This window comes from Enterobacter sp. RHBSTW-00975 (assembly GCF_013615235.1).
Classification (GTDB): Bacteria; Pseudomonadota; Gammaproteobacteria; order Enterobacterales; family Enterobacteriaceae; genus Enterobacter; species Enterobacter ludwigii.
Genome location: NZ_CP055883.1, coordinates 49,726 through 66,071 on the forward strand (window position 1 = coordinate 49,726; position 16,346 = coordinate 66,071).

Annotated in this window: 15 protein-coding genes; 4 read left to right on the forward strand and 11 right to left on the reverse strand. The window is 55.9% G+C overall.

Features of this window, described 5'->3' with window-relative positions; translation table 11 throughout:
• Window positions 1-122: 122 nt before the first annotated feature.
• The 4 genes from HV340_RS00250 to HV340_RS00265 are packed head-to-tail and all read right to left on the reverse strand — an operon-like array spanning window position 123 to window position 3,476.
• Window positions 123-425: a PTS lactose/cellobiose transporter subunit IIA gene (locus tag HV340_RS00250; RefSeq protein WP_014168006.1), complete on the reverse strand. Its 303-nt coding sequence runs from the start codon at window positions 423-425 to the stop codon at window positions 123-125.
• Window positions 425-1,807: a glycoside hydrolase family 1 protein gene (locus tag HV340_RS00255; RefSeq protein WP_020882721.1), complete on the reverse strand. Its 1,383-nt coding sequence runs from the start codon at window positions 1,805-1,807 to the stop codon at window positions 425-427. The genes HV340_RS00250 and HV340_RS00255 overlap by 1 nt, the downstream gene beginning before the upstream one ends.
• A 17-nt stretch (window positions 1,808-1,824) precedes the next feature.
• Window positions 1,825-3,150: a PTS cellobiose transporter subunit IIC gene (locus HV340_RS00260; RefSeq protein WP_014168008.1), complete on the reverse strand. Its 1,326-nt coding sequence runs from the start codon at window positions 3,148-3,150 to the stop codon at window positions 1,825-1,827.
• Window positions 3,151-3,161: 11 nt separating this feature from the next.
• The gene (locus tag HV340_RS00265) at window positions 3,162-3,476 is read right to left on the reverse strand and encodes a PTS sugar transporter subunit IIB (RefSeq protein ID WP_014830072.1); all 315 of its coding nucleotides are present in this window, start codon (window positions 3,474-3,476) and stop codon (window positions 3,162-3,164) included.
• 293 nt (window positions 3,477-3,769) lie between these two features.
• On the opposite strand from HV340_RS00265, the gene HV340_RS00270 reads away from it, so the two are divergent.
• Window positions 3,770-4,720: a LacI family DNA-binding transcriptional regulator gene (locus HV340_RS00270; RefSeq protein ID WP_014168010.1), complete on the forward strand. Its 951-nt coding sequence runs from the start codon at window positions 3,770-3,772 to the stop codon at window positions 4,718-4,720.
• A gap of 27 nt (window positions 4,721-4,747) precedes the next feature.
• Here HV340_RS00270 and HV340_RS00275 read toward each other — a convergent pair whose 3' ends face one another.
• The 5 genes from HV340_RS00275 to HV340_RS00295 form a co-directional block, all read right to left on the reverse strand.
• A complete protein-coding gene (locus tag HV340_RS00275) occupies window positions 4,748-5,044 on the reverse strand; it encodes a YicS family protein (protein ID WP_020882719.1) in 297 nt (98 codons plus the stop codon).
• Between the two features lie 161 nt (window positions 5,045-5,205).
• Window positions 5,206-6,570, reverse strand: a complete 1,365-nt coding sequence (locus tag HV340_RS00280; protein ID WP_059305830.1) for a TolC family protein — start codon at window positions 6,568-6,570, stop codon at window positions 5,206-5,208.
• Window positions 6,570-9,680 (reverse strand): efflux RND transporter permease subunit, encoded by a 3,111-nt coding sequence (locus tag HV340_RS00285; protein WP_047954863.1) that lies wholly within the window; start codon window positions 9,678-9,680, stop codon window positions 6,570-6,572. The genes HV340_RS00280 and HV340_RS00285 overlap by 1 nt, the downstream gene beginning before the upstream one ends.
• Complete coding sequence (locus HV340_RS00290) at window positions 9,680-10,801, reverse strand: efflux RND transporter periplasmic adaptor subunit (protein WP_059305831.1); 1,122 nt, start codon at window positions 10,799-10,801, stop codon at window positions 9,680-9,682. Before HV340_RS00290 ends, HV340_RS00285 begins: the two co-directional genes overlap by 1 nt.
• A 146-nt stretch (window positions 10,802-10,947) precedes the next feature.
• On the reverse strand, window positions 10,948-11,517 hold the full coding sequence (locus tag HV340_RS00295) for a TetR/AcrR family transcriptional regulator (RefSeq protein ID WP_014168015.1): 570 nt from the start codon (window positions 11,515-11,517) through the stop codon (window positions 10,948-10,950).
• A 186-nt stretch (window positions 11,518-11,703) separates the two neighbouring features.
• On the opposite strand from HV340_RS00295, the gene HV340_RS00300 reads away from it, so the two are divergent.
• Window positions 11,704-12,123: a GNAT family N-acetyltransferase gene (locus tag HV340_RS00300; RefSeq protein ID WP_059305832.1), complete on the forward strand. Its 420-nt coding sequence runs from the start codon at window positions 11,704-11,706 to the stop codon at window positions 12,121-12,123.
• Here HV340_RS00300 and HV340_RS00305 read toward each other — a convergent pair.
• A complete protein-coding gene (locus HV340_RS00305; RefSeq protein WP_059305833.1) occupies window positions 12,120-12,767 on the reverse strand; it encodes a TetR/AcrR family transcriptional regulator in 648 nt (215 codons plus the stop codon). The two genes, HV340_RS00300 and HV340_RS00305, sit on opposite strands and share 4 nt — an antisense overlap.
• 78 nt (window positions 12,768-12,845) lie before the next feature.
• Between HV340_RS00305 and HV340_RS00310 the strand changes: the two genes are divergently transcribed.
• The gene (locus tag HV340_RS00310; protein ID WP_059305834.1) at window positions 12,846-14,363 is read left to right on the forward strand and encodes an MDR family MFS transporter; all 1,518 of its coding nucleotides are present in this window, start codon (window positions 12,846-12,848) and stop codon (window positions 14,361-14,363) included.
• Window positions 14,364-14,471: 108 nt separating this feature from the next.
• Window positions 14,472-15,272, forward strand: coding sequence for a lipoprotein NlpA (gene nlpA / locus HV340_RS00315; RefSeq protein ID WP_020882712.1), 801 nt, complete (start codon window positions 14,472-14,474; stop codon window positions 15,270-15,272).
• Between the two features lie 43 nt (window positions 15,273-15,315).
• On the opposite strand, the gene HV340_RS00320 is transcribed toward nlpA, so the two are convergent.
• Complete coding sequence (locus HV340_RS00320) at window positions 15,316-16,344, reverse strand: alpha/beta hydrolase (RefSeq protein WP_032679306.1); 1,029 nt, start codon at window positions 16,342-16,344, stop codon at window positions 15,316-15,318.
• Between the last annotated feature and the right edge of the window lie 2 nt (window positions 16,345-16,346).

Below are 16,346 nucleotides of genomic sequence, written 5' to 3' on the forward strand. Positions count from 1 at the left end.
TTTAATTTTATTCAGACAATAACCATCCCGCTCCGATCTGACAGAGTTTGTCGCTATCATCAGAACAAGTGGATTTCTATTTTAGGTACAGAGTGATTACATTAACGTTTTTTCGCCATACATTATCTCTGATATAAATGGATTATTTCTTCGGATAATTCACGTGCCAGCAGGGAATTCATTAAATGATCCTGCGCGTGAACCATTATTAAGGTCATCGGCTGGCGGGCTTCGCCCGCATCCTGTTCGATCAGTTTGGTCTGCATTTTGTGCGCCTGGCGCGCGTAGCCATCGGCTTCACGCAGCAGGCTTTTGGCTTCGTCAAGGTTGCCCTGACGCGCCGCGTGCAGGGCTTCAAAGCACAGGCTACGCGACTGACCGGCGTTGACGATAATTTCCATTACGGCTTCTTCTAATGCGATCATTACACTGACTCTCTGTCAAAACTGTTATTTAATGCGGTGGCGGCAAACCACTCGCCGCTTTTCTTGATGGTGCGCTGCTGGGTAGTTAAATCGAGCTGGATAAATCCGTAGCGATTTTTATACGCATTACACCACGACCAGTTATCAATAAAGGTCCACATATGGTAGCCAAGACACTGGCACCCTTCGCTAATACCTTTATGCAGCCAGGCCAAATGTTCGGAAATAAAATCGATGCGGTATTGATCGTTTATCTGACCATTCTCAATAAAGCGCTGTTCATTTTCGACACCCATACCGTTCTCAGAAATAAAACAGCGTGGGTTACCGTAATTGTCGCGCAGGTTAATCAGAATATCGTAAATACCCGGCTCATAAATTTCCCAGCCACGGTATGGATTCATCTTGCGGCCAGGCATTTCGTAATTATCAAAGAACCACTCCGGCATAAACGGTGCCTGTGGGTTCACCGCACTGTCACGGCATTTCACGCGACGCGGCTGATAATAGTTAATGCCGAGCAGGTCGATTTTTCCTTCCGCAATCAGGAAACTGTCTTCCGGTTTGCAGGCGGGGAGCTGATCGTAAGATTTCAGCAACGCCACCAGGTCCGCCGGGTATTCGCCGCGCAGGACGGGGTCAAGGAAGCTGCGGTTAAACATCAGGTCCGCAATGTGTGCCGCTTTGACGTCAGCCGGGTTTTGCGAGCGCGGATAGGACGGCGTCAGGTTCAGTACGATACCGATCTCCCCGGCGTAGTGCCCGGCACGGTAAGCGCGTACCGCCTGCGCATGCGCCAGCACGGTGTGATACGCCACGGTGGCCGCACGACGAAAATCCACCACGTTGGGATAGTGGAAATCGTACAGATAGCCGCCTTCCACCGGCACAATCGGCTCGTTGAAGGTAAACCAGTGCAGCACGCGATCGCCAAACAGATCGAAGCAAATCTGCGCATAACGGGCGTAAGCGTCCACCACGTTGCGGTTTTCCCAGCCGCCAATCTCCTGCATCGCCATCGGCATGTCGAAGTGGAACAGGGTGATAAACGGGGTAATACCCTGTTCAATCAGCTCATCAATGACCTGATGATAAAAATCGACCGCTTCCGGGTTCACTTCACCGATACCGTCGGGGATCAGGCGCGCCCAGCTAATCGAGGTGCGAAAGCTGTTGTGGTTCAGCTGCTTTAACAGCTGAATGTCCGTTTTCCAGTGTTGATAAAACGTGGAGGTGTGCTGCGGTCCCACGCCATTATGAAAACGGTTTGGCTCGCGGGCAAACCAGTAATCCCAGGTGGTTTCACCCTCTCGTGTCCCTTCGGTCTGGAGGGCGGAGCTTGCGCTGCCCCACCAGAAATTATCGGGAAATGCGTATTTCATGACCTTTCCTCTTTGACTTAATGACTTGCTGTTTCAGCGGCACCGACGGTTGCCTGGGCTTTCTGCTCTTCGTTTTTCATCAACGTACGCTCGTAAGCACGCAGGAACGGCAGGTACATCAGCGCTGACATCACCATACACACCAGACACATCACCACCGGGCTCAACGCCCAGTTTGCCGCCCACGATGCGCCAATAGGGGCCGGGGTCGTCCACGGGGTTAACGACACCACCTGTGCCAGCCAGCCCATTTTGGTGGCGCCGTACGCCAGGCAGGCGTTCACCAGCGGAACAAACACGAACGGGATAAACAGCATCGGGTTCATGATGATTGGCGCGCCGAACAGAATCGGTTCGTTGATGTTAAAGAAGCTGGGCACAACGCCCATTTTGCCGATGGTGCGCAGGTGCGTGACGCGGCTGCGCAGCAGCAGGAAGGCCAGCGGAAGCGTGGAGCCGACGCCGCCAATCAGCAGGTAGTGGTCCCAGAAACCCTGCAGGTAAACGTGTGGCAGCGCTGCGCCAGCCGCCAGTGCCGCCTGGTTTGCGGACAGGTTGGCCATCCAGAACGGGTTCATGATGCCGGTGACAATCAGCGAGCCGTGGATACCGGCAAACCAGAAGATCTGGCACAGCAGCACGGAGAGCAGAATGGCAGGCAGGGAGTCAGACGCAGAGACCAGCGGTTCCAGCAGGTGCATAATCGCCTGCGGGATAATCATCCCGGTTTGTGCTTCGATAAACAGGTTCAGCGGGTGCAGGGTACCGATCACCACCATGACCGGGATCAGGATCTCAAACGAACGCGCCACACCGGTCGGCACTTCTTTCGGCAGACGGATGGTCACGTTGTTCTGCTTCAGCCACGCATACACGCGGGTAGAGTAGATGGCGGTGATCAGCGCGGTGAAAATCCCCTGGCCGGAGAGGTACTGGGTCGAGATCTTGCCGTCGGCATACGGAGCTGCCACCAGCAGGAAGGCCATAAAGGCCAGCAGACCGGACATCACCGGATCGAGGTTAAACTGACGCCCCAGGCTTGCACCAATCCCCACCGAAATGAAGAACGTCATCACGCCCATGCTGAGGTTGAACGGCAGCATCAGCTGTTCACGGTAAGTCTGGGAGAAATCCAGCCAGCCGCGGGCAAAGCTGTTCGTCGTATCCGCGGAGAAGGGCGGGAAGATGAACACCAGCATAAACGAGCCGATGATCATAAACGGCAGCGCGGCGGTAAAGCCGTCGCGGATGGCAATCACATACTTTTGCTGGCCGAGCTTCGCGGCCAGCGGGGTAATTGACTGCTCAATAACCGCGACCATTGATTGATATAACGAACTCATGTGAACACCTTTTAGTGTGCCGCTTCGATGAGCGACAGAGCATAGTCCAGTACTTTATCGCCACGTTGCATACCGTAATCCATCATGTCGATGGGTTGGACCGGGATGCCCTTTGTAGCCGCCTTGTCTGAGAGTGTCTGTAACATGTACTTCACCTGGGGTCCGAGAAGGACAACCTGGTACTGCGGAAACTGCGTATCAAATTCGGAAACGCCATACGCGTCTATTTTTACCGGCAACCCGCGCTCTTTCGCGACATCGACCATTTTGCTGACCAGCAGGCTGGTGGACATCCCGGCAGAGCAACACAGCATAATCTTGAACATCGACAACCATCCTCTAAATGTAAAAAGTTATTGCGAGGATGATTGGACATTATACGGAAACCGGTTTCCATTTATAAAAGACAGAAGTGTGTCAACCATCAAGATCCACTACTTATGACGCTAATTAACCAGATGCAAGTCACATAATTTGCGTGTTTTGACATCATTTTGAGTTGAAATGGAAAATCGGTTTCCATGAAAAACGGAAAAGGATATACTCCATTCTGGCTATAATATGAGCCGTAGCGGTGATGGAATTTGCAGGTGCGAAGTAAGCCTGCCAGGGGAAAGAGATGTCGACAATCAATGATGTATCACGTCTTGCCGGGGTGTCTAAAGCCACGGTATCGCGAGTGTTGAGTGGGTCGCGTGGCGTAAAGGAAGCCAGCCGCCAGGCCGTTTTAAAAGCGGTTGATGAACTGAACTACCGGCCCAATGTAATTGCGCAGTCGCTGCTGAGCCAGTCGACGGGGTGTATTGGGGTGATTTGCGCGCAGGAGAATATTAACCAGACCACCGGTTATCTTTACGCGCTGGAAAAGCACCTCAGCCAGCATCAAAAACATCTGCTGTTGCGCTTCGCGCATACCAAAGCGGAAGTGATGCACGCCCTGGAAGAACTTTCCTGTGGGTTATGTGATGACATCCTGGTGATTGGCGCGCGTTTCCCGCTGGACGTCGAGATGGACAATGTCATCCTCGTTGACTGCATGGAGTCCGATAATTCCAACAGCATCCAGTTCGATCACGCCTTTGCCGCCGAAACCGCCTGTAACTATCTGACCAGCCAGGGGCGACGCCAGATAGCCCTGATCCATCCGCAAGGCAGCGGTTTCGCCGACCAGGTGTTGCTGGGCTATAAACACGCGCTGGAGAAAAATTTCCTGCCCTTTAATCGCAACCTCGTCTTTATGGATGCCACCTCCTCATCCGTTGCGCTGCAGGAGTTGCTTAACAATGCGAGCACGCTGAATTTTAACGCGCTGCTGGTGGCGGACGAACAGGAAGCTCAGCGGGTGATCCCGCAGCTGCAGGCGTTTAATAAATCCGTGCCGGACGACATTATGGTCTTTAGCCTTGCCGGATCGCTGCATCTGCCGGGTATCCCGGTGATCCCGGCCATTGAATACTCGATGGATGCTATGGCGGCACGTATTGTGGGCTGGCTGACGGAGAAAACGCAGATGCTGGGGTCCTATGTTCTGCGCGGGGATTTGATTATTCCGGATGTACGAAAGCGCTAAAAAAAAGCGTGAAGCCCGGCTTCACGCTTAATAATCTTCCATACAATCTACCTGACTGACCGCGTCCCAGTAAGCATCCAGATTGTCGCGCTTCACGGCCGTGATGGCGTTTTTGATCAACAGTTGATTGGCCTCAGACGACAAAATCATCGCCTGCCAGGCTTTATCGCTCTGCTTTTTCTGGGGCGTGCAGGCCTTCTTCACATCTTTAAGGATCTGCTGCTTTATCTGGGCCTCTTTCACGGGATCGTCTTTTTCCTGGGCATGGACAAACGCGGCGAAGAGCAGACAAACGAGCAGGCAAACCAGGTGTGCAGCTTTCATCAAAATCCCCTTTAGACGTCACAGGCTTCCCATGAAATATATCGTTACATTCAGTGTAGCGACGCCAGCCGAAAGTATGAATTTTTGTCTTCCTGCGTATGAGAATCCTGCACCTGCACCTGCACCTGCACCTGCACCAGCACCTGCACCTGGACCGGCGGTTATTGAATCCCTCCCCCCAGCGACTGCCACAGCGTAATACGGTTTTCAAAGTCGGTCTGCTGCAGGGCAATCAATGATGCCCGTGCCGACCACAGGGCGCGCTGCGCGGTGAGAACGGTCAGGTAATCACCCGCCCCCACCTGATAGCTGCGCGTTGCCACATCCAGCGTTTTTTGCTCTGCCGCCACGTATTCACGTTGCGCATCAAGCTCTTCACTCAGTGTTTCGCGGCGCGCCAGCGCATCGGCTACATCTTTGAACGCGCTCTGGATGGTTTTCTCATAGGTGGCAATCAGCCCTTTTTTCTCCGCTTCGGCATAGCGCAGTTGCGCCATGTTATTGCCGCCGCTGAACAGCGGCAGGGAGATGGACGGCGCGAACGACCAGACCTTCATGCCGTGGCTGAACAATGACGAGAGCGAATCGCTGCCGACCCCGGCGCTGGCGGTAAGCGACATCGTCGGGAAGAAGTTGGCGCGCGCAGCACCGATGTTGGCATTGGCGCTCAACAGGTTATGTTCAGCCTCCTGAATATCCGGGCGACGCAGCAGCGTGGCGGAGCTAACGCCCGCCGGGATCAGGGTGATGGCGTTATCGCTCAGGCTCTCCAGCGTACCGGGTAGCAGGTTTTCCGGTACCGTCTCGCCCGCCAGCAAATTCAGGGCGTTTTTGTCCTGCATCACCAGCGTCTGATAGCTGGCGACGCTGGCGCGGGCCTGCTGATAAACCGCCATTGCTTCGCTGACATCCGTTGCGGCGGCGACCCCGACGTCCTGCTGACGCTGCACAATCTTGAGCGAGTTCGCTGCGCTCTCCTGAGTGGATTTAGCCAGCGCCAGATTGCTGTTATCTGCCGCCAGAGTAATCCAGGCGGTAGTCAGCTCGCTGACCATTGTCAGGCGCGTGTTCTGCGCCGTGAACTCGCTGGCAAGCCAGGTTTCACGCGCGGCGCGCGAGAGGCTCTGGTTACGACCAAACAGATCCAGCTCGAAGCTGGAGACGGTGCCGTTAGCCTCATCGCTGGTGCTCACGCCGCTGGCCAGCGTGCGGCTGCGGGTATGGCTCAGGCTGGCATCCACCGACGGGAACAGAGACGAGCGCGTCTCACCATACTGGGCGCGGGCGGCGTCGATATCAGCAATCGCTTTTTGCACATCGCGGTTGCCGGTGAGTGCCATTGTTACCACCCTGTTCAGGCGGTGATCGTTCATCACCTGCTGCCACTGGCTGACCACGGCGGTGGCTTCGCCGTGGGTGCCCGGCAACGTGGCCGGGACGGGCGCGTCAGGACGCTGGTAGGTAGGGTCTAACGAAACACAGCCTGCGCTCAGCAGCGCTAACACTAAAACAGATACACGAAACATTATGACCTCCGGTTTGCGTGCTTACCGGAGAAGAGACGTTTCACCAGTACGAAGAATAATGGAACAAAGAAGATGGCCAGCAGCGTTGCCGCGAGCGTCCCGCCGATGATGCCGGTCCCAATCGCCACGCGGCTGTTGGCGCCTGCACCGGTGGCGACGGCCAGCGGTGTTACCCCGGCGATAAACGCCAGCGACGTCATGATGATCGGACGCAGTCGCGTCTGAGCCGCACGCAGCGCGGCACGCGTCAGGGAGTAACCTTCCGCGACTTTCGCCTCCGCAAACTCAACGATCAAAATGGCGTTTTTCGACGACAGGCCGATGGTGGTCAGCAGCGCTACCTGGAAATAGACGTCGTTGCTCAGCCCACGCAGCGAGGCGGCCAGCGCCGCACCCAGCACCCCAAGCGGGATCACCAGAATGACTGAAATCGGCACCGACCAGCTCTCATACAGCGCGGCCAGGCACAGGAATACCACCAGGATGGAGAGGGCATACAAGCTCATCGCCTGACCACTCGCCAGTTTCTCCTGTAACGACAACCCGCTCCACGCCCAGGTTGTGCCGGCCGGCAGGTTGTTCGCCAGCTGTTCCATCCGGGTCATCGCCGTACCGGAGCTGGCACCACTGGCGTTCTCGCCCTGAATTTCATAGGCCGCCGAGCCGTTGTAGCGCACCAGACTCTCCGGGCCATATTCCCAGCGCGTGGTGGCGAAAGCGGAGAACGGTGTCATGGTGCTGTCGCTGCCGCGTACGTACCATTTGTTGAGATCGGAAGGCACGGCGCGGTAATCGCTGTCTCCCTGGATGTAGACCTTTTTCACGCGGCCCCGATCGATAAAGTCATTCACGTAGGTTCCGCCCCAGGCGCTGGAGAGGGTATCGGTGACGTCGCTCAGGGAAAGCCCCAGCGATACGGCTTTGTTGTTGTCGATATCCACCTGCAGCTGCGGCATCTGCGGCAAATCATTGGCGCGAACGGCATGCAGGGAGGTGTCCTGATTCGCCTGGCCGATCAGCTGATTACGCATCTTCAGCAACGTGTCGCGATCGGTGCTACCGCTGGCCATGAGCTCGAAGGTAAAACCGTTGCTCTGGCCGAGGCCGTCTACGGCCGGGGGCGTCATGGCAAAGACGGTGGCATCGCGAAGGGAGCCGAGTTCCTGAGTGGCGCGCAGGGCAATCGCCTGAGCGGTGTTCTCATCGCCTTTACGCTCGGACCAGTTTTTCAGGGAGACAAACGCCATCCCGGCATTCTGGCCGCTGCCGCTAAAGCTAAAGCCCTCGACCGTAAAAATCACATCGGTGTTGGCTTTTTCTTTAGTGAGGAACCACTCGCGAACCTGACGACTGATCTCCGCGGTACGTACTGCTGTCGCACCGGCGGGCAGGGTGTACTGCACCATGATTTCACCCTGGTCCTCCGTGGGCAGGAAGCTGCCGGGCAGCTTCAGCATTGCCACGGCCATCGCGCCACAGAGCAGGGCGTAGACCACCAGCATGCCCGCGGAGCGGCGCAGCGCGCGGAGGACTTTATTCTGGTAGCCATGCTCGGTCTTACTGTAGAAGCGGTTAAAGGCGCCGAAGAACCCTTTTTTGTGAGGAGGCGTATGGCGCAGTACCGAGCCGCAGAGCGCGGGTGTCAGGGTCAGCGCCACCACCACCGAGAGGATCATAGCTGAGATAATGGTGACCGAAAACTGGCGGTAGATGACGCCGGTTGAGCCGCCGAAGAAGGCCATCGGCAGAAACACGGCGGAAAGCACCAGCGCAATGGCGACCAGCGCACCGGAAATTTCGCCCATCGATTTTTCGGTGGCTTCGCGGGCGGGCAGACCTTCATCGCGCATAATGCGCTCGACGTTTTCCACTACCACGATGGCGTCATCGACCAGCAGACCTATCGCCAGCACCATCGCAAACAGCGTCAGGGTATTAATGGAATAACCGAACAGCGCCAGCACGCCAAAGGTGCCCAACAGAACTACCGGCACCGCCAGCGCGGGGATGAGCGTGGCGCGAATGTTCTGCAGAAACAGATACATCACCACCACCACGAGGATAATCGCCTCAAACAGCGTCTGAATCACATCTTCCACCGAGATCTTAATGAACTCGGTGCTGTCTTTCGGATAGGCCACGTCATAGCCTTCCGGCATAGCCCGTTTGAATTCGGCAATTTTATCTTTCACCGCGGTGGCGGTATTGAGCGCATTCGCGCCCGGCGAGAGCATTACCGCCATACCGGCTGCCGGGTGGCCATTCAGCCTGGCGGTAGCCGTGTAATCCTCGCTGCCCATCTCCACGCGCGCCACGTCGCCGATACGCACCACTGCGCCGCTGGACTGGCTCTTAACGATGATATTTTTAAACTGATCGACCGTCTGCAGGCGCGACTGGGCACGCACGGTGGCGGTCAACTGCTGGGTACCGGACGCGGGTAAAGCGCCGATTTTACCGGCGGAAACCTGCACGTTCTGCGCTTCAATGGCGCTCTGAACGTCGGATGGCATCAGCGAGTACGACGCCAGCTTTGCCGGGTCAAGCCAGATGCGCATGGCGTATTCCGCACCAAACACCTGCAGGCTGCCGACGCCCTCTACGCGTGCCAGCGGATCCTGCATATTACTCACCAGCCAGTCGGCGATATCCGAACTGCTGGCGTGGTCGGTTTTATCGTACACGCCCATGATCAGCAGGAAGTTACTCTGCGATTTTTGCACCGTAATGCCGGCCTGCTGTACCTCGGTCGGCAAGCGCGACTCGGCCTGCTGAACTTTGTTCTGCACCTGAACCTGCGCGGTATCCGGGTCGGTTCCCTGTTCGAATGTGACGGTGATGCTTACCGAGCCGTCCGAACTGCTGGTGGAGGTAAAATAGAGCAGGTTATCCAGCCCGGTCAGCTGTTGCTCAATGACCTGGGTGACGCTGTTTTCCAGAGTCTGTGCCGACGCGCCAGTGTAGGTGGCAGAGATTTTTATCGACGGCGGGGCGACGTCGGGATACTGCGCGACGGGCAGGGTACGGATTGCCAGTACCCCGGCGAGCATAATCAGAATGGCAATCACCCAGGCAAAAACCGGGCGACGCACGAAGAAGCGGGAAAACATCAGGCGTTTCCTCCCGCGGTTTTCATCTCTTCGGCGTTAACTTGCTGACCGGCGGTCACTTTATCGGTGCCTTCCACAATCAGCTTATCGCCAGCCTTCAGCCCACTCAGCACCAGCCATTTGTCGCCGTAGGTGTCACCCGTTTCCAGCTGACGTTGTTCCACCTTATTGCCGGCCCCCACCACCAGCGCGGTGGCGTTGCCTTTGGCATCTCGGGTAATTCCCTGCTGCGGGGCGAGGATGGCCTCGCTCATTACCCCTTCATCCACTCTGGCGCGAACAAACATCCCGGGCAGAAGCTGATGCTGCGGGTTGGGGAAGACGGCGCGCAATGTGACCGATCCGGTGGATTCGTCCACTGCCACTTCAGTCAGGGCCAGACGGCCTTTTTCCTGATAGGTGCTGCCATCTTCAAGGATCAACGACACGCTCAATGTCTCGCTGTTGCTGGCAAGCGTTTGTTTGCGTAATCGCAGAAGATCGGCGCTGGAGCGGGTTAAATCGACGTACATATTGTCCAGGCCGCGAATGGTGGCGAGTGCGGTCTCTTGCTGGGCAGTGACCAGTGCGCCGGGGGTGACCGAAGAGATGCCAATACGTCCGGCAATCGGGGCGGTCACCGTGGTCCAGTTGAGGTTAATGCGCGCGCTTTCCTGGGCTGCTTTTTTCGACTCCACGCTGGCCTTGTCCTGCGCGCAGGTGGACTTTGCATCTTCGGCATCCTGACGCGATACGCCGTCGTCTTTCACCAGTTGTGTATAGCGTTGAGCTTTTTGGCAATCGGCCTGCACCAGCGCCTGCGCCTGTTTCAGGGCTGCGGCGGCCTCATCGTAGGCGGCGCGGTAGCTGGAAGGGTCAATTTGATACAGCGCCTGTCCGGCTTGTACGGTATCGCCTTCGGTAAAGAGCCGTTTCTGAATAATGCCGCCCACCTGAGGACGCACTTCCGCGCTCATGGCGGCCGTGGTGCGTCCGGTCAGTTCACTGACCACGGAAACGGGTTGGCTCAGGAGCGTAACAATCCCCACTTGCGGGAGGGGATGTTGAGGAGCAGTTGTTTGTGCATTATCGCACCCCGTCAGGAGGAATAATGCTGCGATGGAGGTTGTTATGGTTTTCATAATTTTTTCCAGGGTGAACGATGCCTGCCCTGTTAATGGCTTAACAAGGAAGGGGGCTATTTAAAGGCACAGCGATACCGCATCTCCGGCAGAGCCGGAAATGTTAATAAGGGAATAACGTCTTCCCGCTAATTATTCACATGCGATTACTTCGCAGAGAAAAGCATATTTAAAATATTTTGATAAAGAGGCTCTAATTGTTCAGAGGGTACGTTTAAGGGGGTGAGTCGACGGTAAATAGACCCCTCAATCATTACCGCGGTAATCTCCACGCAGCAGCGAATATGATCATCACTCAGGTGGGGAAACTGTTTTTTCAGGTGTGCGCAGGCATTAGCAAACATCCGCTTTTCCGCTTCGACCAGCATGGCCGCCACCTGGGGATTGCGCGTGGCTTCAGCCGACATCTCAAGCATCAGCGCATCGTCATCTTCATTCAGGGTCTGTCGCCAGGCGAGCGCCTGAGGCATCCCCTCGACCAGCGTTTTACCCTGAATCTCTTCGATGCGTGAGTCGATGATACGGCGAATCATCTCTTCAATAATCGCATCTTTGTTACTGAAATAACGGTAGATTTGCCCGACGCTGAGCTTTGCCTCACTGGCGATCTGCGACATGCTGGCCGCATGAAAACCGCTGGCGCGAAAGCACTGACGCGCGGCAGCGATGATGTCGTCCTGACGCTGCTTTTGGCGTTCTTCCAGTTTTGTGCTCATCGTCGGTTACCCTATAAAAGTGAGAATGATCGTTCTCATTATACGTTTCAGGTGCGTATTGGAAAGACTTTTTTTAAGTACTTATTGAATGAATATTTCAATGTTTAAAGAATGGAGAAAAAAAGGAGTTTTGATGAAGGAAAGGCTGTGCAATATTAAGATTGCACAGAAAATAAGGAGAAAAATATGCATCTGAGCACGACGGATAACGTCACACACGATGAAAAAGAAGAATTATTAACAGGGCTTCGCGCCTACAACGGACAATTTTTAGATCTCTCAAACTTTAGCGGCGACATTGGCGTTTATGTGCGAGACGAAAAGGGCGCGATGCTGGGTGGGTTAATTGGCGTGCGCAAAGGCGACTGGCTAAACATCGATTTTCTGTGGGTCAGCGACACCGTGCGGGGATCGGGCGTCGGCAGCCAGCTTATCAAAACGGCAGAAGACGAAGCCCGACGCAAAGGCTGCACCCATGCGCTGGTGGATACGGTCAGCTTCCAGGCACGCCCATTCTATGAAAAGCAGGGCTATCAACTGCAGATGTCGTTGCCGGATTACCCGTACCCGGGTATGCAAAGGCATTATCTGACCAAATCCCTTTAACCGCCGATGCCGTTACCCATCACGGCCAGCGCGTGACGCACAATGATCTCTGGCGAGAGGGCGTGTAGCCTCTCGTCGTTGCGCATTCTTGAGAACGGCACCAGCACCAGGCTTAGCAGCGTGGTGAACAGCAGTTCTGGCGCGAGTGCCCGGTTCAGTTGTCCTTCCTGCTGCCAGCGTTTAAGGGTGGCGAGTGTTGCCTGGTATTTGTCGTCACCGAACCGCGCGTGCAGATGCGTGCGCAGTACAGGCATCTCCCCGATGACCTCCTGCATCCACAGCGGGGCAAACCAGCGGTGCTGCTCCGCCAGCTCGGCCAGTACCTTCACCATTTGCGTTAATGCGTTGACCGGCGAGTCGGGGTTTTCGGCGAAAATTGCGCCGATCCGGTTACGTAAGGGCAGGAAGCGCTCCTCAATCATCGCGTCGAGCAATTGTTCTCGTGAATTGAAGTAGTAATGCAGCATCGCTGGCGTTACGCCCGCTTCTTTGGCGATGGCGTTCAGCGAGGTTTGAGCGATCCCCTGGCGAGAAAAGAGGCTCAACGCAATATCCAGCAGCTGTTCGCGGCTGGCGGTTGCCCGCTTTCCGCCGCGTGGTCGACCGGGGCGGCGCGGTTCAGAATTGTCCCTATGTGCTGGCATAGTCGCAGGATCTCTTGATCTTATTCATCACTTACTTAAATATTAATTATCCAGTTAATTAATTTCAAGCGATCTCTTATGGAGTCCGACGTAATGACTCAACCTGCGCAAAACGTGCCGTCGATAAAGCTGTTGTTCAGCGCGTTGCTGCTGGTGATGCTGCTTTCGGCGCTGGACCAGACGATTGTTTCCACGGCGTTGCCCACCATCGTTGGGGAACTGGGTGGCCTGGATAAGCTCTCCTGGGTGGTGACGGCCTATATCCTCAGCTCGACCATTGTGGTGCCGCTGTACGGAAAATTCGGCGATCTGTTTGGGCGTAAAATCGTCCTTCAAATCGCTATTGTGCTGTTTCTGGCGGGGTCGGTGCTCTGCGGTCTGGCGCAAAACATGACCCAACTGGTGCTGATGCGCGGCCTGCAGGGGCTGGGCGGCGGCGGTCTGATGGTCATCAGTATGGCCGCCGTGGCGGACGTTATTCCGCCTGCGGAGCGTGGCCGCTATCAGGGGCTGTTTGGCGGCGTGTTTGGTCTGGCGACGGTGATCGGGCCGCTTATCGGCGGGTTTATCGTGCAGCATGCCTCCTGGCGCTGGATTTTTTATATCAATCTGCCGCTCGGTCTCTTTGCCCTGATGGTGATAGGCGCGGTGTTCCACGGCAGCGCACGGCGCAACAAGCACGAAATTGATTATCTGGGGGCGATTTACCTCAGTATGGCGCTGCTGTGTATCATCCTGTTTACCACTGAAGGCGGGACGATACGCCAGTGGAACGACCCGCAGCTGTGGTGCATTCTGGCCTTTGGCCTGACGGGTATCGCCGGGTTTATCTATGAGGAGCGTCTGGCCTGGGAGCCAATCATTCCGCTCTCGCTGTTCCGCGATCGCAGCTTTCTGCTCTGCAGCCTGATTGGTTTTATTATCGGGATGTCGCTCTTTGGCTCGGTCACCTTCCTGCCGCTCTATCTGCAGGTTGTGAAAGACGCCACGCCGACTCAGGCCGGTCTGCAGCTGATCCCGCTGATGGGCGGACTGCTGCTGACCTCGATCATCAGCGGGCGGATTATCAGCCGTACCGGAAAATACCGTCTGTTTCCGATCGCCGGTACGCTGCTTGGCGTGGTGGGCATGGTGCTGCTGACGCGTATCTCGATCCACTCGCCGACCTGGCAGCTGTACATTTTTACCGGCGTGCTGGGGATGGGTCTGGGGCTGGTCATGCAGGTACTGGTGCTGGCCGTGCAGAACAGCGTCTCTGCCGATCAATACGGGGTAGCGACTTCCGGGGTCACGCTGTTTCGTTCCATTGGCGGGGCCATCGGCGTCGCGCTGTTTGGCGCGGTCTTCACCCACGTTTTGCAATCGGGTCTGATGGACCGTTTACCGCAAGGGGCGGAGTTACCGCATGAGCTCAATCCAGCGGCCATTCACCGGCTGCCAGAGGCCCTGCGGCTCGATTACCTTGATGCGTTTGGCTCAGCCATTCACGCGGTGTTCCTGCTGGCGGCAAGCATTATGGTGCTGGCGTTTGTACTGTCGTGGTTTTTACGTGAAACGCCGTTACGCCGTGCGGGCATGCTCAGGTCGGATCAATAACGCCCCCGCACATATAACTTATCCGTCTTATTGATGCTTTTTCGTTTTTTAGCCAGCCGTACCGTTGTCGATATAGTCACTGAAACGTTTATCAAAAGGATATGTCTCGTGAAACTTCGATTGGGTGCTCTGGTTCTCGCGGGCCTGCTGCTGGCAGGTTGCGATCAAGGCGGCAGCGATGCCAAACACATCAAAGTCGGCGTGATTAACGGCGCTGAGCAGGACGTGGCGGAAGTCGCTAAAAAAGTGGCGAAAGAGAAATACGGTCTGGATGTGGAACTGGTGGGGTTCAGCGGCTCGCTGTTGCCCAATGATGCCACCAGTCAGGGCGATCTTGATGCCAATGTCTTCCAGCATCGCCCGTTCCTGGCAGAAGATAACAAGGCGCATCACTACAAGCTGGTTGCTGTAGCGAATACCTTTGTTTTCCCGATGGCCGGCTACTCCCGCAAGATAAAATCCGTGTCTGAGCTGAAGGACGGCGCGACCATCGCCATTCCAAACGATCCGACCAACCTTGGTCGCGCATTGCTGCTGTTGCAAAAAGAGAAGCTGATTACCCTGAAGCCGGACGTTGGCCTGCTGCCGACGGCGCTGGATATCACCGCCAATCCGAAGCATTTGAACATCATGGAGCTGGAAGGGGCGCAACTGCCGCGCGTGCTGGATGATCCGAAAGTGGATGTTGCCATTATCAGCACCACCTATCTCCAGCAAACCGGGCTGTCGCCGGTGCATGACAGCGTGTTTATTGAAGATAAAAACTCGCCGTATGTGAACATCGTGGTGACGCGGGAAGACAACAAAGACGCGGAAAACGTGAAGGAATTTATTCAGTCGTATCAGTCGCCGGAAGTGGCGAAGGCCGCAGAGACCCTCTTTAACGGTGGCGCGGTGCCGGGCTGGTAGTCAGGACAAAGGCGTATAACAGGGTGTTATACGCCTTACCGGGTTATTTCAGGTTGGCTTTAAAGAACGAGGCCAGTTTTGCAAACGGGATCAGATCCGTGCGGTCATACAGGTCAACGTGGCCTGCATTCGGCACGATATACAGCTCTTTCGGTTCACCGGCGCGTTTATAGGCGTCTTCGCTAAACTCTTTCGAATGCGCTTTATCACCCGTGATAAACAGCATCGGACGCGGTGAAATGGTTTCGATATCGTTGAACGGATAGAAGTTCATAAACTTACCGATGCTGCTCATCATCGGTTTCGTCGTCAGCGCCTCTTTCTCGCCCTGTGGCGTGTACCCGCCGCGTTCGGTGCGATAGAAATCGAAGAACTCACGCTGGATAGCCGGCGTAGAATCATCCAGCTTATTTACCGTCCCGGGAATGTAGGCTGTCTCTGCACCCTGATACTCTTTCAGACGCTGCTCAGCGGCAGAGGCAATCATCGCTTTACGCTGTTCAACCGTCACGGAATGGTTGAGACCGTTGCGGAAGGCGGAGCCCATGTCATACATGCTGACGGTGGCGATCGCTTTCATGCGCGGGTCAATTTTCGCCGCGCTAATAACGAAGCTGCCGCTGCCGCAAATGCCCAGCACCCCGATGCGCTGCGGATCGACAAAGGACTGAGTGCTCAGATAATCCACGGCCGCGCTGAAATCATCGGAATAGATTTCTGGTGAGATCAGATGCCCCGGTTTACCTTCGCTTTCCCCCCAGAATGAGAGATCAATCGCCAGGGTGACAAAGCCCTGTTCCGCGAGCTTTTGCGCATAGAGACTGGCGCTTTGCTCTTTCACCGCGCCCATCGGATGGCCGACCACGATCGCCGGCAGTCTGGCGTTTTTATCCGCCTCTTTTGGCCGATACAGATTGCCGACGACGTTCATCTGATACTGGTTTTTAAAGGTCACCTTCTGCTGCGTAACCTTATCGCTTTTGTAGAAATTATCTGCGCCCCGGGACATATCGGCAGCGCTGGCGGCGAAGGCGCTGACTAACAGCCCGAGCGCCATGGTGAATCTTCTCATGA